This is a genomic window from Trichocoleus sp. DQ-A3, from assembly GCF_039961975.1.
Taxonomy (GTDB): Bacteria; Cyanobacteriota; Cyanobacteriia; order Cyanobacteriales; family FACHB-T130; genus FACHB-T130.
Genome location: NZ_JAMPKC010000001.1, coordinates 170,328 through 193,044, shown reverse-complemented (window position 1 = coordinate 193,044; position 22,717 = coordinate 170,328). Strand labels below are relative to the sequence as shown.

Here is a 22,717-nt window from a genome sequence, read left to right as displayed (position 1 = left end):
AGGAAATCTCAAAGGTACGCAAAGGAATATTTAACTTTGTGTACCTTGGTGATTTCCTTTTACTAAGTCTGCGTTATAAATTTTCAGTTATTCTAAGGTTGATAACAGTTCGAGGAAGACTCCGTTTGTCCAACCAAAGCCAATTTCGTTGGAACTGTAGCCAAAGAGAATTTCATGGGAAACATTGGCGGAGCAATTACAAACGTCATATTTTTCTACTAGCGTTCCGTATCTTTCAAACTCTTGCACTAGCAGAGATATAAACTTTTTCGCTAAACGATCGGCGTCTTCGTGATAACCATAGCGATGAAGTCCTTGAACTGCAATTAACTGTAAAGGTGCCCAACCAAAGGGAGCATCCCATTGATTTCCGGTTACATGAGTGCTAGTGAGTAATCCTCCCGGTGCCTCAAATTCGGGTAAATTTTCAACCACTCTTTTGGCTTGTTCTTCAGATGCAATTCCAGCCCACAAAGGATAAAATGTGGTGGCAAATTCGTAGGGGCGACGCTTGCCAGTATGGAAGTTGTAATCAAAGTAAAGTCCAGCTTCTTCATCCCAAAGAAATCGGTCAATTAATTTGTGGCGGTTGCGAGCGCGATCGCGCCACTGATGAGCAATTTCTTCATATCCCAAAATATCGTTTATCTGGGCGGTATCTTGCTCTGTTTTATAAAGCAAAACATTCAAGCAAACAGGCGCATAGTGAATAATATCTACACTAAATGGGCCAAAACGGTTGCTGATGTCAAACCCAGATTCTCGCATGGAACGATCGCCTTTGTAAAATAAATCAGTTAAGCGATCGCTCTGGCGGTCATAATACAAGTTGACATCGTAAGCTTCAACTGCAAACGTCCGATAATATTCCCGTACCCGATCATAATGAGTTCTCCCTTCTTCATCCCGCTCGGAAATTAACACTTCCGGCGCTGGACCTTCACCTAATGCAAAATAGCGCGAAAGTCCGGTTGCTTGATTCAGGTGGGGGGGTAATGTCCAATAGTAGTAAAAACGTTCAACGGTTGGCAGTACTGATTGCAGCCAGTCCCGATCCTGCGTGTGCTGGAAGAGAGCCAAAATCATCGGCGTAAGGACGGGAGGTTGCGATCGCGTCAGCATATAGGTACGATTGGAATTCAAAATCGTGCCGTAATGCTCAATTTCATAAATTAGCTGTTCCACCAAGCTTTTGGCTAATTCTATTTCTCCATCTCGCAACAATCCTAACTGGATAAAATAGCTATCCCAGCCGTACATCTCATTAAAACGGCCGCCCGGAACCACATAGGCATGAGGTAAATAGAGCAACCCGTGATCTTCAATTTGATCGACTTCTGCCGGTAAGGTGCGAATTTCAATTTGATTAAATTCTTCGTTGCTCAAAACTTCCCGCAAAGATGCCTCAATGAGCGCTCGATCTTCTGATTGCGAGACATAGATAGGCCAACCTTTACCGGGAATATGACCAATTTTCGGGTCGCGGGCAGCATCCAAAATATGCTCGTGAGAGCGATAGAGGGTTTTCCAAGTTTTTTTAATGTAGGCTTTTACTGCCTGAATTTGTTCTAAGGAGGGAAACAATTCGGTTTGAGGTAATGATTGATTAATCACGATTTTTCCTTAGTATTTGTAATAAATCTGTCTGTTGCCCCCCGATCGATGGGGGGCAACAGTATCTGATGTCCAGTATGACAAAGGGGAATCGATATTAGCGATCGCTTTCGCTAATTAATAAAGCGACCGGAAAGTGTTTTAAGGCGTCCGCAATCAACACCGTGCCATTCGCGATCAGGGACTGAGAAGTAATTGCATCTTTCATTGCAGATGGCATTCTCTGCGGTAGCTTCAACCGGGTGTCACCCCATACTTCGCCCAAAGGATATTCTCCTTCTTGGACAACGTTCGTCAGCAATCGCGGGACAATTGTAATTGCCACCCGATTTTCATAACTTCTGGCAAAAGCAACAATCCGATCCTGAAACTTCCCATCCACTTCTAGCGGTACATAATCTCCTTTTTGGAAAACTGCCAAATTTTGTTTTCTTGCCTCTAAAACCCTAGCTATCAAGAAAAGCTTAATTCTTCCATCCTCCTTACTCGTAAATAGCTCATCGATCAGCTTCAGAACATCTGCCTTAGCTTTCTCTTTAATCTCTTTAAGGAATGCTAGCCGCTGCTCAAAGTCCACTGGACGCCGATTATCTGGGTCTACTAAACTCAGCTCCCATAACTCCGTTCCTTGATAAAAATCAGGTACACCAGAAGCGGTAATTTTTAGCAAAGTTTGAGAGAGAGAATTGAAGATTCCGTAGTAAGCTATCGATTGTTGGAAGGGCAGAAACTCCTGGAGAAATTGATTATCTGTGGAAGGCTTCAGGACTTCTTCGATAAAAGCAACAAAGCCATCTTCATAATCAGTATCCGGTCTGAGCCAAGCGGTGTGAACCTTAGCCTCTCGAACCGCTTTCACTACATATTCTTTCACGCGCTCTACAAAGTGCGATCGCTCGCTTTCGGCAAACGGAAAAGCACCAACCAGCGTTTGGTAAAAGAAATATTCATCATTCTTTTGAGGAAAAACCCGACCCTTCATGCGGCGTTTTTTAGAGTCGTTAATTTTACTCCAAGTTTTTACCTGTTCTTCCCACTCATCGGGAATTTCTGAAAGCACATTTATTCTAGCTCTGACATCTTCCCCACGCTTGGTATCATGGGTTGCCGTGGCATTCATTTTATGAGGCCAACGCTCATGCTGCTTTTGGTTGAACTCGTGAAAATCTGCAACGCTAACCCCAAATTGGCTCGGATTTCCACCCACTTCATTCAGGGATAAAAGTCGGTTGTAAACATATAAAAGCGTATCCTCAATTCCTTTCGCCATCAATGGGCCAGTCAACTGCTGAAGTCTCATCACGAAGTGACGCTGTACTTCTCTTTGTTCTGCCTTTAAAGAGTCCTCCTCTTCTAGCAACAAGAGTTTTTCAATGTAGTTCAGTTCCTTCAAAAGCAACGGCACTTGCTCTCTAGCTTTTTCAATGACTTCCTTCACATAGAAGCGATCCGATTCTCTTAATCCCTCTTGATTGATATAAGTTCGATAAACGGGAAACAGTATCAGAATCTCAGCCAATGCTCTTTGCAGACCATGCTGAGTAAAATCGATTCCTACTCTAGAATGCCCCGATACTCGTTTCAAAAGATGGGCTAAATTATCTACATCTCCCGCCATATTTTTCTCTACAATCAGCCTTTTTTTATCCATAAAAAGCTGCTCGTAGGGGGTATTTAAACCTGTCAGTCTAGAGTAAATCTCAGTAAACCGTTCCTCGCTCTCAGTTCGGCAGAAAATACCGTTAACATAGTTTAAGAAGTCATAGCCGCTGGTTCCCTCTATAGGCCAGTAAGCAGGTAAATCTTCTTTATGTTCCAGAATTTTTTCAACCGTAATATAGACATCTCCAGCTTTGTTTCTCAGCCGTTGCAAATATTCACTTGGATCGTAGAGTCCGTCAATATGGTCGATTCGGAGTCCTGTGATTGTTCCAGACTCAACCAACTGACTTATAAAATTATGAGTTTTATGAAAAACCTTGATTTCTTCGACTTTGACAGAAATTAATTCGTTGACGGTGAAAAATCTTCTATAATTCAGTTCTTCAGCACCCACTTTCCAAAACGAAAGGCGATAGAACTGTTCTGAAAGCAACCTATCAAGAGAATTAAAACTTTCTGGATTGCCCTTCTCCCCATTAAAAAACTCTATGTTGCTATCGATAAACTCCTGAACCTCTTGATTTTGGGTATAAAGTTCCCCCAAAAGTCCTTTTACAAAGGCTATCTGGTCATATCGTTCTTTACCTTTTGGTTCTACTAGCGTGTTTTTAAGCAGGTAAAGAATCCCTAGTAATTTAACAAAATCTGGATGATTTCTTCCCAGAGATTTAGCTAGTTTTCCTAAGTTATGAGTAATAAACGGGGCATAAGATTCTATTTTTACAGGAAGTTTTAAGCTAAAGTAGTTAACACTCAGCCCGCTTTGATCGTACTGGAGTTGAATTTCGGCATTTTCCAAACAATCTCCATAAAAATTACCCAACATTGGGGCAAGAACGCGCTCTCTCAGGTTTTCATAAGGATGATTCCAGTCAATATCGAAGTAATCGAAATACTCGGAATTTGGTCCGTTTTCGAGGATGTCCATCAAGAACTGATTTTGGCTATCATAAGCCATGTGGTTGGGAACAATATCCTGTACCCATCCCATATCGTAATTCTTGATTTCATTCACCAATGCTTCAAAATTTTCCGGTGTTCCTAGTTCGGGATTCAGTTGTGTGGGATCAACAACATCGTAGCCATGAGTGCTACCTTCTCTTGCTTTAAAAATGGGCGAAGCGTAAAGATCGGAAATTCCTAATTCAGCGAGATAAGCAATAATTTTCTTGGCTGAATCAAAGGGGAAATCTGCATTAAATTGAATTCGGTAAGTAGCTGCTGGAATCCGCATGATGTAATTTTAATTCCTCAATGATTTTTCTAATTTTGTCAGGTGAACAGTGCTTGCTCTACAGTGACGACTGGCGAAGCAAAGCCTCAATCGTCTCGTTATCATCAGTTTGATAATTAGGATTGGAAGGCTCTGCCTCGTCTATTATCCTGCTATCTCGTAGAGAACAATACTCTGTGGTTTGATGGTCAATTCTTGGTTTGGCGTGAGTTTTTCCGGTAAAGTGGAACCAGAACCCATCCACTGAGTATCGGAAGAGTCTAAAATCTTTTGCCAGTTGCCACTTGGTAGATTAGCTGTAAAAGTGACCTCTTTTTGATTGAAGTTCATAATGGAGTATATCTGACTAGCTTCACTCCAACGCCGAAGGAATAAGATTTTATCGGCTTCAATGCTGGACGCTTCTAGGGTGTTTTTGTCTGGTTTCTTCAAAGCAGGAATTGTTCGGCGTAGATGTATAAGTTGTTGATAAAATTCCCAAAGAGCTTTGTGTTTTCCTTCTTTTCGTTTTTCCCAGTTAATCTGACACTTCTGGAAGGTTTCAGGACTTTGGGGATCTTGCATTTCGCCTCGCCCCACAAATACTTTGAATTCTTCTTGTTTACTCTTGCGAATTGCTTCAATCAAATCCTTATCTGAATGACTGATAAAGTAAAAGAAAGGCGCTTCCTCACCATATTCTTCCCCCATGAAAAGGAAGGGGACAAAAGGAGATAGAAAAATAGCAGCCGCAGCTAGTTTCAACCCTTCTAAGGAAACAAGCTGAGATAACCTTTCTGCCAGGACGCGATTACCAATTTGGTCGTGAGTCTGGGTAAAGACAATGAACCGATATCCTGGTTCGTCTTTGGAAGAACTACCATGACGGCGCTTTCTATGAGAAGCGTATTGTCCGGAGTAAATAAAGCCTTCTTTGAAAGATTTTTCGAGTTGTTCAACCTTTCCAAAATCCTCGTAATACCTATCGTTCTCTCCGGTGAGTAAGGTATGCAATGCGTGGTGAAAATCGTCATTCCACTGTGCATCTATTCCATAGCCGCCCACTTCTTTGGGTCGAATGACTCGGACATCGTTCAAGTCGCTTTCGGCTATCAGATAAAATTTTCTACCTTGTTGCTGGGAAAAATTAGCAACTTGGTCTGCCATTTCCTGTAATAAGGGTCTAGCACCCATCTCAAAAATGCCCTGAATGGCATCTAATCTTAGACCGTCTATGTGATATTCTTGGAGCCAGTAAAGAGCGTTTTCTAAACAAAAATTACGGACGCCATCGCTGTATTTGTCATCAAAATTCATCGCCTCTCCCCAATCACCGCGATATTTGGTAGTGAAGTAGGGAGCAAAATCTCGGAAGTAATTTCCTTCAGGCCCTAGGTGATTGTAGACGACATCGAGAATGACTGAGATACCGTGCTGGTGACAAGCATCAACGAGTTTTTTTAATCCTTCGGGGCCACCATAGGAATTCTGCACGGCAAAGGGAAACACCCCATCATATCCCCAGTTTCTCTCACCGGGAAATTGAGCAACTGGCATAATTTCAATGGCATTAATCCCTAAGTCGCTTAATTCAGCAAGTCGGGGAATTATTGCCTCAAAGGTGCCTTCTGGAGTGAAGGTGCCAACGTGTAATTCATAGATAATAGTTTCATCTAAGGGAATGCCAGACCAATTAGTATCATTCCAGGCAAAAGTGCTAGGATCGATGACTTGAGAAGGGGCGTGTACCCCCTTCGGTTGGTATTTTGAAGCTGGGTCTGGTCTATCAGTTGTTCCTTCGAGTTTGTAGTAGTAAAGCGTTCCTGGTTCAATGCCTGAAGCTTTAACTTTCCAGTAACCTTCTTCATCCTGTTGCATTGTGAGAAGGCGTTCTTCAGGAGAAACAATTTGTACGGCTACTGTATGAAGAGTGGGTGCCCAAACGGTAAATTCACAATTTCCGTTGCCCAAGTAACAAGCGCCAATTCTCACCTTTAATTAGCCTCGCTGTTAAGAGTATTTTTTGCCTAATGGCGAAGTCGCGTTAACGTATCCCAGAATATAGTTACGTTTAGTTACGTAGAACTGCCATAAGGTGTATTTTTATTTACTCAATTAGCGATCGCGCATATCAGCTTACTGACCTCTGGCAATGGCAGAAGGCTAAAAGCCACGCTAGTAGAGTCAGAAATGACTGCCTCTGTACTTGTGGCTAAGCTTTAGTGGCATCTTGAAATAGGGGGATTGGGAAAAATGCTATGGAAACAATGAGGATTCCTTTTCAATTGATTTGGGTAGTGGTAGCGATCTGTGTGCTGCCTAGCTTGCTGAATTTGTTGGGAGTGGATTTTGCCTCACCGAAGCATCCCTTCGAGGTGCCAGCTGCTGTGGGAATGTCTCCCCGCACATTTGTCGAAGCGATGCAGTACACGCTTTCCGGAAGCTTTCTGCACACCATTCTGGAGTGGAGTGCGTTCTGTATTGCCCTGTCCATTGTGATTTTGTCTTTGATTCACTTCAGCCTGAAGCGCGATGCTGTCACGCTCATAATTGGCGTGGCAATGTTTTGCGCGGGGTGCATGGACACCTTTCATGCTTTAGCCGCCGACCGATTGAGCCAGGGGATAGCAGATAGCCAAAACCTAATTCCTTTGACTTGGGCAGTCTGCCGACTTTTTAATGCTTTGATTCTGCTGGGAGGCGCGGGAATTTTTCTGGCGACGAAACCAGGAAAGTGGAAGGGAGGCGCGGGTTTTGTTGCGATCGCTAGTGTATCTTTTGCTGTTGCTTCTTATACAATTGTCTATTTCTGTACCCATAGTGCCATACCGGCAACTATTTTCCCGAACGCGCTTGTCACTCGTCCTTGGGATGTCCCGCCCCTCTTATTGTTTATCTTTGCAGGTATTTTTGTTTTTCCTCGCTTTTATGATGCTTATCCCAGCCATTTTTCTTTAGCGCTAGCGATTAGCGTGATTCCCCAAATTGCCGTTCAACTCCACATGGCTTTTGGGTCAACTGCATTATTCGACAACCATTTCAATATTGCCCATTTCATTAAAATTATTGCTTACCTCGTCCCATTTATTGGCTTAAGTTCGGAGTATATTTATACTCTTCACGAAGAAGCTTTAACCGTTGACAAATTAGAAGCCACACAAAAAATATTATTAGATAAAACCAAGCAGTTAGAACTGATTAATCTTGAGCTGCAAAAACAAATCGCTGAGCGTCAGCAAGTAGAAGAGGAGTTGCACCGCTCCAATGTTGAGCTTGAAAGGAGAGTTGAGGAACGAACAGCAGAAATTAGACAGACCAACGATCTGTTATTGCTTGAAGTTTCTGAGCGCAAGCAAAGTGAAAATCGTTATCGAGAAAAATCTCAAGAGCTAAAAAAGACTCTGCTTGACCTCCAGAAAACTCAAGCTCAACTGATTCAAACTGAAAAAATCTCCAGCCTCGGTCAATTAGTGGCTGGAGTTGCTCACGAAATAAATAATCCAATTAACTTTATTCACGGCAATATCAATTATGCCTGTGACTATGCGAATAGTTTGCTCTATTTGTTGCACCTTTATCAACAGCAATACCCCCCTACACCTGAAATTGACCAAGAAATTGAAGCAAGTGACCTTGATTTTATTATTGAAGATTTGCCAAAGTTACTAAAATCAATGCACTTAGGAATTGAGAGAATTCGGGAAATTGTTCAGTCCTTACGTTCGTTTTCTCGCGTCGATCAAGCGGAAATGAAGCCGGTTGATATTCACGAAGGCATTGATAGCACCTTGCTAATCTTGCAGTATCGCCTGAAAGCGATCGCTGGCGGTCCCACGATCACCGTGACCAAAGAATATAGCGATTTGCCATTAGTTGAATGTTACGCGGGACAGTTGAATCAGGTGTTTATGAATCTGCTGAGTAACGCGATTGATGCACTAGAAGAGTCAGTCGCTAAGGAGGAAATATTTTGTCTTTTACCCAGTATTAAAATTAGCACCGCTGTTGAAGACGAAAAGCTAGCGGTGATTCGCATTGCCGACAACGGCCCAGGCATGACAGAAGAAGTCCGTTCTCATCTATTCGATGCCTTTTTCACAACGAAACCAGTCGGGAAAGGTACCGGCTTAGGGCTATCGATTAGTTATCAGATTGTAGTAGAAAAACATAGTGGCAGTATGGAGTGTATTTCTGCACCCGGAGAGGGGGCAGAGTTCGTCATTAAGATTCCGATTTCGCAGAACAAGATATCGCAACTCTAAATGATTCCAGAAGTCGAGGATCTATGTCGGTAGAGGCGATTAGCATAGAGTTGAGTATTGAGAAACGCGAGACGAACAGATGAACTTTTGTAGCGACAATGTCACCGGGATTTCGCCGGAAATTATGGCAGCGATCGCTGCCGCTAATCAGGGTACCACCATGCCTTATGGTGATGATGAATATACCCAGCGATTGTCAGCCCGGTTCAAGGAATTGTTTGAGACAGATGTGACCGTTTTCCCCGTCGCCACGGGTTCTGCTGCCAATGCTCTCGCCCTGTCTGTTATTACGCCCCCTTTTGGGGCGATTTACTGCCATCGCCAATCTCATATCAACCTGGATGAATGCGGGGCACCCGAATTCTATACCGGCGGCGCGAAGCTAGTGACACTGGATGGCGCAGATGGCAAGATTCACGCCGCTGACTTGGCTGCTGTGCTGGCAAAATCGGGCGCTGGCGTCGTCCATCACGTACAGCCTGCGGCTGTAAGCTTGACTCAAGCAACGGAGGCTGGAACGATCTATCAGCCAGAGGAAATTTCCCAGATTGCCGAAATTGCCCATTCCTACAATTTGGGTTTACATATGGATGGTGCCCGTTTTGCGAATGCGGTGGTTAATTTGGGTTGTTCTCCAGCGGATATCACTTGGCGGGCTGGGGTTGATGTGCTATCGTTTGGAGCGACTAAAAATGGTGCGATGGCAGCAGAAGCCGTCATCTTTTTCAATCAAGATTTGGCAAAAACTTTCGCCTATCGTCGCAAGCGCAGCGGGCATCTCTTTTCAAAGATGCGGTTTTTATCTGCCCAGTTGGAAGCTTACATTAAAGATGATTTGTGGCTGAAAAATGCTGCCCATGCTAACCAGATGGCTAAGAAATTAGCGCACGGGCTAACAGCGCTACCAGGAATGAACCTGTGCTACCTGGTTGCAGTAAATGAAATTTTTATTCAGTTGCCGGAGGAAGTTATCCAAGGGCTTCTTGCCGATGGTTTCCAATTTTATCCCTGGGAGGGGGAATATTCATCAACCGTCCGATTAGTAACAGCTTTCAACACTAAAGAAGAGGATGTTACTGCCTTGATTGAGGCGGCACGGGCACACTGCAACGTGGTTTCTTCACCTCTAGTTTCCACCTTCAATTTTCAGTAGGGAAGGGCAAAATTTCTTTCCCTAGTTTATGATTTTGTTCCCCGCAGGAGAGCCGAGTATTCGCAAAATGAACGTTGCGGCGCACCCACAATAGAGAATACCGATTTTGCTTGTGAAGAAGCATTATCCAGTAATATTTCCAGTTCTTGAACTGCTTCTGGTGGTGTCTGCTGTCGTGCTGTCCAATCTGCAAAATCAATCGGTAGGTGCCACTGTTGCATCGCGGTGAAGGGCATCCCAATACTTTCGCCAGCCGCTTGCCACTCCGATATCATCCAATCCCAACTATGAGAAGGATCGCGTAGTTTCTCCACCTGATTGATAAACTCTGCCAGTGCAATATCTTCCGGCGAAATAATGTCCACAACCAGGAACTTTCCACCCGGTTTTAGCACTCGAAAAACCTCACTCAGCGCGGGTGCCAAGCTGGGGAAGTGATGAGCGACATAGCGGCAAGTCACAATATCAAACTGCTCATTTGAAAAGGGGAGTGCTGTAGCATTGGCTTCCTGAAAATACACGTTATTTAAGCCTCGTGCCGTTGCTTGCCGCGATGCCTCTGTTAACATTTTCTGGCTTAAGTCAATGCCAATCACTTCGCGGACATGAGGGGCGAAAGCAAACCCCGTATGTCCTGCCGCACACCCTACATCAAGTACACTCATCTCTGATGTTGGTTCACCTGCCTGCACCATCAGCTCCAGATCGTGCCCTTGTGCGAAAATGGGTGATGTACTGTATGCATTTGCTGCACGGTCAAATTGCTCTCGGATTGCTTCTTCTGACTGCATTTTTGGCTCCTAAAACAGGTGTGGGCAGAATGGAAATTCGGTGGAATTGGTATTTTTAGCTCTAAGCGAACCGGATTAAGAAGCGATCGCTTTCTGTGTCAACATCAACGCACGATGCAGGCAATGCCGATAACACGCAAAGCGTTAAAACACGCTCAACCCAGCAATTTCAGCATCTCAATCGCCAGACTCGGAATCAGCGGCATCTCTAGAGACGGGCATCACCAGCACCTTATCAACGCGATTGCCATCCATATCCATCACTTCAAAACGCCAACTACCCAGATGAAAATGGTCGGCAGCCGTAGGAATTTTCCCTAAATGGGTAATCATAAAACCGCCCATTGTGTGATAGTTTCCTTTTTGCGTTCCCGGCAATTCCTCAATATCTAATATTTCAAAAAACTCTTCCACCGACAACATTCCATCAATCAACCAGGAACCATCTTCGCGTTGTACGGCTGGAGGAGATGTTGTACTATCGATTTCTACATCACCAACGATTTCTACTAAGATGTCGTTGAGCGTAACTACTCCCTGAGTGACGCCGTATTCATCTACAACCAGCGCCATGTGAGTGCCGGTTTGCTTGAATAATTCTAGAACTTTCAGCCCTCCGGTACTTTCAGGCACAAATACCGGCTGTTTCAACGAGAGCGTTAGGTCAAGCTGTTGTCCGGACAGACAGCGCCCTAATAGGTCAGTCACGGGAATGATGCCCAAAACATTATCCAGCGCCCCCTGACAAACGGGAAATCGGGAATAGGCGCTGTTTATAATCTTGCGTTGATTTTCTTCCTGGGAGTCTTCTAGGTCAAGCCAGACAATATCCGGTCGGGGTGTCATTAACGCACTCACGGGTCGGTCTCCCAGGCGAAACACTCGTTCCACCATGTCTTGTTCTGCTTCCTCAAAGGTTCCCGCCTCCGTGGCTTGCTCGATTAAGGCTGTAATATCGTGTTCGGTGATTTCACCATCGGTAGACGGTCTGATGCCCAACAGCCGCACCATCATATCTGTGGAGGTACTCAATAGATAAACAACTGGGGCAGCAATAGTAGCCAACATCCGCATCGGGATAGCAACAGATGAAGCAATCCGTTCTGGATAGTTTAAAGCCAGCCGCTTGGGCACTAGTTCGCCAATAATCAGTGTCAGATAGGTGATGATCAGGATGGCGATCGCTGATGCGATCGCGTTTTTATACGGAGCGATCCAGGCAATCAACCCTAATAGAGGGGTAAGGCTTTTGGCGATAGTTCTTTCGCCGAAAGCACCGGAGATAATTGCTAGGAGGGTTATCCCCACCTGAACAATCGCCAAAAACTGATTCGGGGAATTCGCCAGTTCCAAGGCAGCGCGTGCTTTGACATCCCCTTGGTTAGCCAGCTGTTGCAGCCTCACCTTCCTAGCCGAGACGATAGCTAACTCTGACATCACAAAGATGCCATTGGCAACGATCAGTAGCAAAACAATCAGAAATTCGGTAGTAGGGGTCATTTGTCAATGTGTCAGTAATATCGGCGAACGGTGCCTTAGATGGAAGTAGGGGCGATACCCGAAGTTGGATGGTTAGAAAACCAGAGAACCAATGTGCCCACCCCGATATCAAAAGCTGGGGTTCCCCAAAAAAGCAGTAGCTATAGAGAAAGTAGCATTTTGTGTAAAGCAGAAATCTATCGGTAGAGCAGTCTCGATTTGAACTGCCTTCTAAAATGATGGAAGTAGGGAGGTATACTCCTGCCTTTTTGTCAGAACGAATTAAGCATTTCCTCCAACTGATGGCATTTTCTTCTATTATTCGTGCCCTAGGGCGATCGCCTCTCACGACAGAACTCCTTTCTAAGCTCGACCAACAACGGTATCTACAGCTCAACGGCATTCCCCGTTTGCCAAAGGGATTGGTGGCTTCTGCCCTCGCGCAAGCCCAAGGACAGAATTTGTTCGTGGTGTGTGCCACCCTGGAGGAAGTCAGCCGCTGTTGCGCTCAACTGGAAGCGATGGGTTGGCAGACGGTACATTTTTATCCGACTTCTGAAGCATCGCCCTACGAGCCATTTGATCCCGAATCGGAGATGACTTGGGGACAGATGCAGGTATTGGCAGATTTAGTCAAGGCTGAGGCGACAGGAAGTCCTCACTCCTCAGCCAAGATGGCGGTTGTGGCGACGGAACGGGCGCTACAACTTCATTTGCCACCTCCTGAAGCTTTTAAGCCTTTCTGCATCACCCTGGAACGCGGACAGAGTTGGGATTTAAACGCCTTTAGCAAGAAGGTGGCGACTCTGGGATACGAACGGGTGCCTCTGGTGGAAATGGAGGGGCAATGGAGTCGGCGCGGGGATATTATCGATGTGTTCCCGGTGTCGGCTGAGTTGCCGGTGCGTTTGGAATGGTTCGGGGATGAACTGGATCAGATGCGGGAGTTCGATCCGGCAACTCAGCGATCGCTAGATAAGATTGAGCGGCTGGTGCTAACTCCGACTGATTTTAGTCCGATTGTTCGGGCGGCGTTAGAAGATACGAACCGCCAAGACGCTAAGGTCGCGAAGAAAGAGAGGGAAGAGAGGGAAGAAGAACCAGAGAAGAGTACGCGGCGGTTGTTGGGGGTGGCTTTTGAGAAACCGGCTTCTTTGTTGGATTATTTGCCGGAAAATACGCTGATTGCGATTGATGAGCCGGAGCAATGTCGCGCCCATAGCGATCGCTGGGTGGAACACGCTGAAGAACAATGGGCAATTGCGAATAGGAAGGAGGAATTACCCAAAATTCACCGCAATTTTGATGAATCTTTAGCGGCGGCGGAACGCTTTAAGCGGCTGTATTTATCAGAATTGGTTGAGTCCTCAGTCCTCAATCCTCAGTCCTCCGCACTCAATCTGGCTAGTCGTCCGGTTCCGGTAACGCCGCATCAGTTTGCTAAAATTGCGGAAACTTTGCGAAACGAGCGCGATCGCAGTTTCTCGATCTGGATCGTTTCTGCACAGCCTTCCCGTTCTGTATCGTTGCTCCAAGAACACGATTGTCCGGCGCAATTTGTCCCCAATCCCCACGATTATCCGGCGATTGACAAGTTGCAAATCCAAAAGACGCCGGTGGCGGTAAAATACTCCGGGATCGCGGAACTGGAAGGATTTATCCTACCGACTTTCCGGTTGGTGGTGGTGACAGACAGGGAGTTTTTCGGACAGCATTCTCTGGCAAGTCCCAGCTATATCCGCAAGCGTCGTCGGGCGGCGTCTAAGCAAGTCGATCCCAACAAGTTGCGCCCCGGTGATTATGTGGTTCACAGAAATCACGGGGTTGGTAAGTTTCTCAGGCTGGAAAGTCTGACTGTTAATAACGAAACCCGTGAGTATTTGGTAGTGCAGTATGCGGATGGTTTGCTGCGAGTGGTAGCAGATCAGGTGGGTGCGATGTCTCGGTTTCGTGCCACGGAAGGGAAACCGCCGGAACTCAATAGAATGTCCGGGAAGGCGTGGGAATCGACTAAGAATAAAGTCCGCAAGGCGATTAAGAAATTGGCGGTGGACTTGCTGAAGTTGTATGCTCAGCGATCGCAACAACAAGGTTTCGTTTATCCACCGGATTCGCCGTGGCAAGAAGAATTAGAAGATTCTTTCCCCTATCAACCGACGCCGGATCAGTTGAAGGCGGTGCAGGATGTGAAGCGGGAAATGGAAAGCGATCGCCCGATGGATCGGTTGGTGTGCGGTGATGTTGGTTTCGGCAAGACGGAAGTCGCCATCCGCGCCATATTTAAAGCGATTACCGCCGGGAAGCAAGTTGCTTTCCTCGCCCCAACGACGATTCTGACTCAGCAGCACTACCACACCCTAAAAGAGCGTTTCGCCCCCTACCCAATTGAGGTAGGTTTACTCAACCGCTTCCGCAGTGCGGAGGAACGCCGCAATATTATCAAACGACTGGCGACGGGAGAATTAGATGTCGTGGTTGGTACTCACCAACTCTTAAGTAAGGAAATTCGTTTCCGAGATTTAGGGTTGTTGGTGGTGGATGAAGAACAGCGATTTGGCGTCAACCAGAAGGAAAAAATCAAATCTCTGAGAACGCAGTTGGATGTGCTAACTCTTTCCGCCACCCCGATTCCCCGGACGCTTTATATGTCACTGTCGGGAATCCGGGAAATGAGTTTGATTACTACGCCGCCACCTTCTCGGCGTCCGATTAAAACTCACCTGGCATCATACGATCCCGAAGCGATCCGCACGGCGATTCGGCAAGAACTCGACCGAGGGGGACAGGTGTTTTATGTCGTCCCGCGAGTCGAGGGAATTGAAGAAACTGCCACGAAGTTGCGGGAAATGGTGCCAGGAACGAGACTAGCGATCGCTCACGGTCAATTAGACGAATCTGAGTTAGAAGCGACGATGCTTGCCTTCAGCGCTGGCGAAGCGGATATCCTCGTCTGTACCACGATTATTGAATCCGGTTTAGATATCCCCAGAGTCAACACCATCTTGATTGAAGATGCCCATAAATTTGGTCTATCCCAGCTATACCAATTGCGCGGACGGGTGGGACGTGCTGGCATCCAAGCTCACGCATGGCTATTTTATCCCAAGCACAAGGCGCTCTCAGATGCCGCACGGCAACGCTTACGAGCCATTCAGGAATTCACCCAATTGGGTTCTGGCTATCAACTTGCCACGCGCGATATGGAAATTCGGGGCGTCGGTAATTTATTGGGTGCGGAACAATCGGGACAGATGGATGCCATTGGTTTCGACCTTTATATGGAAATGTTGGAGGAAGCGATTCGCGAAATTCGCGGACAGGAAATTCCCCAAGTTGACGATACGCAGATTGACTTGCAGCTGACGGCGTTTATCCCCGCAGACTACATCACCGATTTGGATCAAAAGATGAGCGCTTACCGTGCAGTGGCTGCGGCGAATTCTAAGGAAGAATTAGTGAGTATTGCCGCAGAATGGAGCGATCGCTACGGGAGTATCCCTAAATCAGCAACTCAGTTGCTGCGGGTAATGGAACTGAAACAACTGGCGAAAAAACTCGGCTTCAGCCGGATTAAACCAGAAAGCAAACAACACGTTATCCTAGAGACACCGATGGAGGAACCCGCCTGGAACCTGCTCAAAGATAATCTGCCAGAACACCTGAAAACTCGCTTTGTCTACACCTCCGGTAAAGTCACCGTTCGCGGTTTGGGCGTCTTGCCTGCCGAGCAGCAGACGGAACATCTGATTACTTGGTTGGGTAAGATGCAAGGGGCACTCCCAGAACCGGCACTCGTCTAATTTACATATCAGTACTGACAGCTCGGTTTGCAGGGTCGAAGAGTTGAAATTTGTCTTTAAGTTTGTCTGCTATTAGATCGGGCAAATCGGTAGTGTCAAAACCTCTTCCTATCTCCCTGCAAATTTTTTGTTATTTTTGCTACCAATCCTCTATCAATCTCAGGAAAGATAATGAACAAATTGCACTCAAAAAAATTACCTCGTTGGGTACTTCCGCTTTGACTGAATACTTAGTTTTAATGTAATTAATGAATGCAGTACAGCCAAGCTAACTCTGTAAATCTCCAAGAGCAGAATTATCGGAACATTTGTTTAACTTATCTAATTCTGTTCTTCTAAAATTGGCTTGAGCTGGCATTTCATGATTTCAACCAGTCGAGAAATAAACTTAATTTAGTCTCTAAGCAAGCCTAGCTTAGGTATTTTGACGTGGCATTTGTTTAATTGGTGATTATTTCATCAAATCTTTAAAAATCCTGATAGAATTTGTTCGTAGTTTTATGAAACATTTCTTTAGGGTTTGTATCTTGGATATAGGGATGAGCAAATACTCAAGCAATTGGAAAACACAAGGGTGAACCTAATGAGTATGATCTGCACAGACAAACAGCCGAATACCCTAGAAAGTATTGCACTCGCTTCAGCAGAAAGCGTACAAGCAGCTAAAGTCGTTCGCTCGCCTAAAAAGCAGCAATTCGATATCCTGCGCCCACTCCGTCAATGGCTGGACGGAATTGCGATTTCTGACCGTCAGATGGCTGAGCTTCTCGCAAAGGCGATTCCGGCACAGTGCCCCTTTGAGCGTGATATCAAGCTATTTGGTCACAAAGTAGGACATATTCCTCCGTTGTGCAAACTGAATCCGTTTTATGACCAACTGGTAGGATTGCGTTTTCGGGCGCTTTGTTATCTAGTCGATCAATGTGGTGTGGATATCCAGTCCTACATCTAGAGAAAACTAGAGCAAATTGTGCTAAGGCAAGCATACACTTTCTGGCGAGCGCCAGATGACAGTAAAGGTAAAGGTTCAGCATCAGCCCAGTCAATCGCATCTCACCCAGTTGGGCGTCTCCGCTAGACCCATTTGGATGAAAGAAGTTTCCGAATTTTCCTAAACCTACGACGATCCGGAAACTTGCTAGTTTTTAGAAGAGGATGTCACTGTAACGCCGGAAGATGGAAGGCTAGTGCAAAAGGCCAAAGGCGACTTGAGTAACTCCCGCCAGGATGCCTTGCACTTGCAAGATGAAAGATTTTAGCCAGGTAACGCTGCCAACTGCGACTCAATTTCATCGGGATTGAGCTTCTGACCAATAAAGACTAACTGAGTTTGCCTGGTTTCCTCTGGTTGCCAGGGACGGTCATAAAATTGATCGAATCGCGTTCCCACTCCTTGTAATACCAGCCGCATCGCTTTGTTGGGAACTGCCACAAATCCCTTGATTCGATAAATTTCCTGTTGTTGCACCAACGCTTCCAACTGTTTTTGCAACTTCTGGGGATCGAAAGTACGGTTTAAAATCACCTGAGTTGAGGTAATTTCTTCGTCGTGATCGTGGTCTTCTTCAGTGTCGTGATGACTGGGACGATTATCTAAGTTGTCTTCTACGGCACTCTGGAAGCCCAGGAGAACCTCCGGCTCTAATTTTCCGCGATCGCTCGGGACCATCTTGACAGCACGAGACAGTTCTCGTTCAATCAACTTCACGACCTCAGCTTGCTGCGTAGCATTCACCAGATCGGTTTTATTCAACACCACCAAATCGGCACACGCCAGCTGATCTTCAAAAAGTTCTTGCAATGGCGTTTCGTGTTCCAGATTGGGATCTTCCTGGCGCTGTGCGTCCACCGCTTCGGGATCGCTGGCGAAGGTTCCCGCCGCCACCGCTTCGCAATCCACGACGGTAATGACAGCATCTACCGTCGCTGCATTGCGAATTTCGGGCCAGCGAAATGCCTTCACCAGCGGTTTTGGTAACGCCAATCCCGATGTCTCAACTAAAATGCAGTCGAGACTATCTCTGCGCTTCAGCAGTTCTAGCATCGTCGGCAAAAATTCTTCCTGAACCGTACAGCACAAGCAACCATTGGTTAATTCAACAATATTGCTAGTGCTGTCGGCTTCTTCTTCTGGACAGTAGCCACAAGAACGCAGCAATTCGCCATCAATCCCCAATTCGCCAAATTCGTTGACTAAAACAGCGATGCGGCGTCCTTGATTGTTCTGTAGCAGGTGGCGAATCAGAGTTGTTTTACCACTCCCTAAAAATCCGGTGATAACAGTGACGGGAATTTTGGTAGCCATTGTTTGAAAAGTGTTGAGTTTTGAGTTTTGAATTAATCATTCAGTACCAAGGCAGCAAGGGTGTATCTCTGTTTCTTTACAAGTGCCTTGTATACACGATTGACTATTCTAGGCTGAAAGCTGAAATTTAGGTGGATGGCGAGATCGCTCTAGGGCGATCGCAGCTAAATTGTGGATGTCTTTCCCCAGCAGAATCTCATCATTAGATAGATATAAAAACTAAATGCTTGAACCCCTTCTATAGCAGCTATTTCAAAAATAAGAGACGTTTTTCGTACTACCTTGACAGGCAATCTGCTTGTTCTTTTGGCAACGTGGGTCTATTAACAACAAAGAAGATACAGTTATCGCCATCAGCCGGTGCAAGGTGAATGGATAGCCCTTCACAGCCTTAAAGATAGTTGATGGCGAATACAGGTGGCTCTATATTAGCTCCAGCTTTTTCTCTCAGCATCAGTAAGCGATCGCTCCAATTCCAAATACTCGCTTTTAGCCGCTTGCCGCCTATGTTTCATCATCACCACTTCTCCTGCACCGCTGGTACAGAAGCGTCATTCAAGCCAATGATTTTTACTTGTTTACACGAAAAAATATTGAAAATTTGTATACATAGCTACTTATTTTTTTAGTTCAAAGAAAGATATTGAGGTCATTATTTTTACTTGTTTTGATGAGAAAATATTAATATTCATGCACATGAATACTCAATCCATTTATCTAAAGATATTATTGAAAAAATTCCTGACACTGGCACGTAGAGGTCAATAATTTATGGCTTACGAACGAGTCTCCAAACGCTCCTCTGGGAATTCTCACATCCATAAAAAAGATTCTCGCTGGACTACCCCTGCGATGCCAGTGCAAGCTAAACCAGTTTCTGCGTCGCCACAAGAGCAGGAACTACCAAGTTACACTCCACTACCCGCTAATTGGGCGACTAATAATAACTTGATGCGGAGTCTGTCAGGGGCAGGAGTAGTCCAGCGTCAGGAAGAGTCGGGCAAAGAGGAGCTAGAACCGATTCAAGCGAAGCTTACCATTGGTCAGCCCGGAGATCAATATGAGCAGGAAGCTGACCAAACGGCACAGCGAGTCGTAAATCAGATTAACGCACCAGTTTCCAAGCAATCATCTCAAGGTGAAACTCTCCAGCGCGAGGAGATGCCTGAAGAGGAAGAACTTCAGATGAAACCCGCATCCGGTACTCTCCAGCGCGAGGAGATGCCCGAAGAGGAAGAACTTCAGATGAAACCCGCATCCGGTACTCTCCAGCGTGAGGAGATGCCTGAAAATGAAGATGAAGAACTTCAGATGAAACCCGCATCTAGCACTCTCCAGCGCGAGGAAATGCCCGAAGATGAAGAACTTCAGATGCAGCGTAAATCAGATAGTGAACCAATGGCGGCTACGCCTGACTTAGAATCATCTATTCAACAGGCTAAAGGTGGGGGACAATCACTCTCGGACAATATCCGAGAACCGATGGAACAGGCATTTGGGGCTGACTTCAGTGGCGTCAAGGTTCATACAGATGCTCAGTCTGACCAGATGAATCAATCCATTCAGGCGAAGGCATTTACAACGGGGCAGGATGTCTTCTTTCGCCAGGGGGCATACGATCCGGGGAGTCGGGGAGGGCAGGAGTTGCTTGCTCATGAGTTGACTCATGTGGTGCAGCAGAATACGCAAAATGCCAAAATTCAGCGTGTGGAGCAAGGAAAGGGGAAGGAAGAAGCAGCAGAATGGGTGAAGAAAAATCCGAGACCAGAAGGTTTAACGCCTTATAACAGGAAGCAGAAAAGAGCAAAACAACCTAGCGATTCCGAACAAGACATAACCTTGACTAATCTGGGACGAACAGAAGGAACGAATGAGTTTCTAAAAACTCTACAAAATCCAGAAACGCTTAAAGCATATCAAGAACTTGAACAATTAACTGGGAAAGATATCCTCAAACAAGCAAGTATTTGGCCCGTAGGTAAAGGGACTTTTGGGACAGTGGTTCCCTATAAAAAATCAGGAAGTTCAGATAGCGATCCTGCCACTCATGTAATTAAGAAAGAAAACCTTGGTGAAAGAGATTATGATGAACGAAAAGCCGAACGTAAGCGAGCTATATATATCCCTTTAGTTGCTCATGAGTTGGGATTTACGCATATGCCGCTTTCTACATCAATGCCGCAAGAGAGCCAGATAGATAATAATAGACAGAACAAACAGAATAATGTCCTTTCTAATCTAGCACCAGGAAAAGATGGCAGCAAAAAGATGCGTGAAATAGCAGAAAGCTTTCCCGATTTTCAAGAAATAAATACAGCTTTTGAAAATTTTGTAAAAGAGAAGACAGGGAAATCTATAGCCAATATTTCAGAGGAAAAACAAAATCAACTCAAAAAAGAATTTGGATTTAATCAAAAAGCATCTGAAGCTTATGAAAAATTTACAAGCGAGAAAACTCAGGAGCTGGATGTAGATGAGCAGCAAATTCAGGATGTAGTCATCCTCGATATGCTGTTTCAGTATCAAGATGGTTCTTATACTCAATATATGTTTAATCAGGGTAATTTACAAAAAATTGATAATGATGATTATGGGATAGGAAAAGTAGATAGGAATAATACTGGAGTATATTCAAGCTCATTTCCCGTTGGATTACCTAACGCCAATAAACTTCTTACTGAGGATACTAAAAAACGCATTTTGGAAATGGATGGGGAACACTTAAAAAAAGTACTTAAGGCAGCTACGTACAAAGATAAATCTGACAATAAACCAAAAGATAAGCAAAAGCAACAGGTATTTGATGAAGCAAAAGCTTTACGTAACTTAGAAGATATTCAGTTTCTAATTAGGGAAGCAGAGCAATATGGTGGAATCTCCCTCCGAGAAGTATTTGACTTATACAATGCTAGAGATAAAGTAGATGAGGTTCTCGATCCTGAAAGCAGCCAAGCAACAAAAGATAAATATAAGTCAAAAATAAGGCAACAAACAAGACAGGATTCAGACGAAAAAGTTGCACCTAGTCAGCTATACAATATTTTAGGTGTTGACTCCCCTACAAACCGACCAGATCTTTTTACAAACTATATTAATGTCCACGAAATTTTGGGAGAACGTGACAAAGAGCGTCAGGAGGAGCTAAAGAAGGAACGTGAAAAACAGGGCGATGCTCCAAGTATCATGGACAATCCAGAGTTTATAGAAGCTATCAAGAAACGCTCGACCCAACTTCGACCAGAGCGCCAAAAAATTGTTCAAGAACGGCAACAAATTGTTCGAGAACAGCAACAAGCTAAAAATTTGAAGGTTCTACAAAAGCTAATTAATGAACTACCTAGTAAATTTGAATCGTTAGAAAAGATTGAGGTAGATGAGCTTTTGAAATCAGCGCAAGAAATTAAAGATACAGAGCAAATCGAAGGTAGCAATCATAGATTTAGTCAGCTCAAGAACTGGAAAGCAAGACGCATTAAAGGCAAGGTTCGGGAACAAATCGCTACACCTATGGCAACTAACGGCTCTAATGTATCAGACAAGTTGTTAAATGAGGCAGAAAAGGAAATTTCAGTCATTAATCATGAAAGGATTAGAAGTAAGGCGATGTATCCCGTGCAGGTAGCCCGCTTTAAGCAACTTATTATAAATAATGAATTTACTCTCGAAAGGAGAACCAATTTCCTCAACAAATACCTCGACACAATCGTAAACAGTATTGATGCTATAGATTCAGTTCCTCTTGAAAAACTGAAAGCTTTTGGTAAGATTCTCTTAGAAGTAACGGCAAAATTAGAAGCTGATATATATGCCTTGAATAAGTTAATAGAGCAGATAGAAAAGATAGTGAATAATGTACTGGAACATAAAGAATACGCCAAAGTTTTTGGAAAAACTAATGTTTTCGAGGAGGGTATTGCTAATTTGAAAAATGTCATTGAGTCATATAAAAAAGTAGCTGAGCGGAGTTCTGAATTTTAGACTCAATCAAAAACCACGCTATATGTAGGGAATTTAGGCGACAATTTTCCTGAAAAAGCACTACTGTGGCATTAGTCTAAACTCCAGGGAGTTGGGTACTCTGAGAATATGAACCGTGTTCTTGACAAGAAAAGACCTTGCCTCAACTCCTCTACTCCTCCAAAAAAGATTAATCGCCTTCACTCCACATCATCATTCCAGAAAATATTGCGAGCGCTCACCTCCACAGAACAACAATTTAAGCAATAGCATAGTGCGAGCGGTGATTTTTTAGGGTGCGTCTCAATGTATTTTACGAAATGGGATCGCGTTTACTTTGTTGAGAAAGCAGGAGAGGATGCGATCGCTCCAGTTCTTGACTCTGCTGCTCAGTTGATCTAGTAGCGAGAACCGCTATAAACTACAGATGAACGCAGATATTCAGCTCGCCCAAGGACTTTTCGGATAAGTTATAAGTCAC

At 44.9% G+C, this 22,717-nt stretch carries 11 protein-coding genes; 5 read left to right on the top strand and 6 right to left on the bottom strand.

The features are described from left to right. Nucleotides 1–87 precede the first annotated feature (87 nt). The 3 genes from NDI44_RS00790 to treZ form a co-directional block, all read right to left on the bottom strand. Nucleotides 88–1,611: a trehalase family glycosidase gene (locus NDI44_RS00790; protein WP_190410143.1), complete on the bottom strand. Its 1,524-nt coding sequence runs from the start codon at nucleotides 1,609–1,611 to the stop codon at nucleotides 88–90. Between the two features lie 100 nt (nucleotides 1,612–1,711). Then, nucleotides 1,712–4,510 carry a malto-oligosyltrehalose synthase gene (gene treY, locus NDI44_RS00785; protein WP_190410127.1) on the bottom strand — a complete coding sequence of 933 codons (2,799 nt, stop codon included), beginning with the start codon at nucleotides 4,508–4,510 and terminating at the stop codon, nucleotides 1,712–1,714. A 144-nt stretch (nucleotides 4,511–4,654) separates the two neighbouring features. Then, on the bottom strand, nucleotides 4,655–6,481 hold the full coding sequence (gene treZ / locus NDI44_RS00780) for a malto-oligosyltrehalose trehalohydrolase (protein WP_190410126.1): 1,827 nt from the start codon (nucleotides 6,479–6,481) through the stop codon (nucleotides 4,655–4,657). A 266-nt stretch (nucleotides 6,482–6,747) separates the two neighbouring features. Between treZ and NDI44_RS00775 the strand changes: the two genes are divergently transcribed. After that, nucleotides 6,748–8,751, top strand: a complete 2,004-nt coding sequence (locus tag NDI44_RS00775) for an ATP-binding protein (RefSeq protein ID WP_242036924.1) — start codon at nucleotides 6,748–6,750, stop codon at nucleotides 8,749–8,751. Nucleotides 8,752–8,830: 79 nt separating this feature from the next. After that, nucleotides 8,831–9,904, top strand: coding sequence for a low specificity L-threonine aldolase (locus tag NDI44_RS00770; protein ID WP_190410125.1), 1,074 nt, complete (start codon nucleotides 8,831–8,833; stop codon nucleotides 9,902–9,904). Nucleotides 9,905–9,930: 26 nt separating this feature from the next. Here NDI44_RS00770 and NDI44_RS00765 read toward each other — a convergent pair whose 3' ends face one another. Both NDI44_RS00765 and NDI44_RS00760 read right to left on the bottom strand, forming a co-directional pair. Continuing rightward, nucleotides 9,931–10,695 (bottom strand): class I SAM-dependent methyltransferase, encoded by a 765-nt coding sequence (locus NDI44_RS00765; protein WP_190410124.1) that lies wholly within the window; start codon nucleotides 10,693–10,695, stop codon nucleotides 9,931–9,933. A 177-nt stretch (nucleotides 10,696–10,872) separates the two neighbouring features. Next, nucleotides 10,873–12,195 (bottom strand): hemolysin family protein, encoded by a 1,323-nt coding sequence (locus NDI44_RS00760; RefSeq protein WP_190410123.1) that lies wholly within the window; start codon nucleotides 12,193–12,195, stop codon nucleotides 10,873–10,875. 281 nt (nucleotides 12,196–12,476) lie between these two features. Between NDI44_RS00760 and mfd the strand changes: the two genes are divergently transcribed. Both mfd and NDI44_RS00750 read left to right on the top strand, forming a co-directional pair. Beyond that, entirely contained in the window at nucleotides 12,477–15,974 is a 3,498-nt protein-coding gene (gene mfd, locus NDI44_RS00755; protein WP_190410122.1) for a transcription-repair coupling factor, read from the top strand. A 589-nt stretch (nucleotides 15,975–16,563) separates the two neighbouring features. Further along, entirely contained in the window at nucleotides 16,564–16,926 is a 363-nt protein-coding gene (locus tag NDI44_RS00750; RefSeq protein ID WP_190410141.1) for a Mo-dependent nitrogenase C-terminal domain-containing protein, read from the top strand. A 303-nt stretch (nucleotides 16,927–17,229) separates the two neighbouring features. Here the strand turns inward: NDI44_RS00750 and cobW are convergent, their stop codons facing one another. Then, entirely contained in the window at nucleotides 17,230–18,279 is a 1,050-nt protein-coding gene (gene cobW, locus NDI44_RS00745; protein ID WP_190410121.1) for a cobalamin biosynthesis protein CobW, read from the bottom strand. 771 nt (nucleotides 18,280–19,050) lie between these two features. On the opposite strand from cobW, the gene NDI44_RS00740 reads away from it, so the two are divergent. Continuing rightward, nucleotides 19,051–22,257: a DUF4157 domain-containing protein gene (locus NDI44_RS00740; RefSeq protein ID WP_199304678.1), complete on the top strand. Its 3,207-nt coding sequence runs from the start codon at nucleotides 19,051–19,053 to the stop codon at nucleotides 22,255–22,257. Nucleotides 22,258–22,717: the final 460 nt, after the last annotated feature.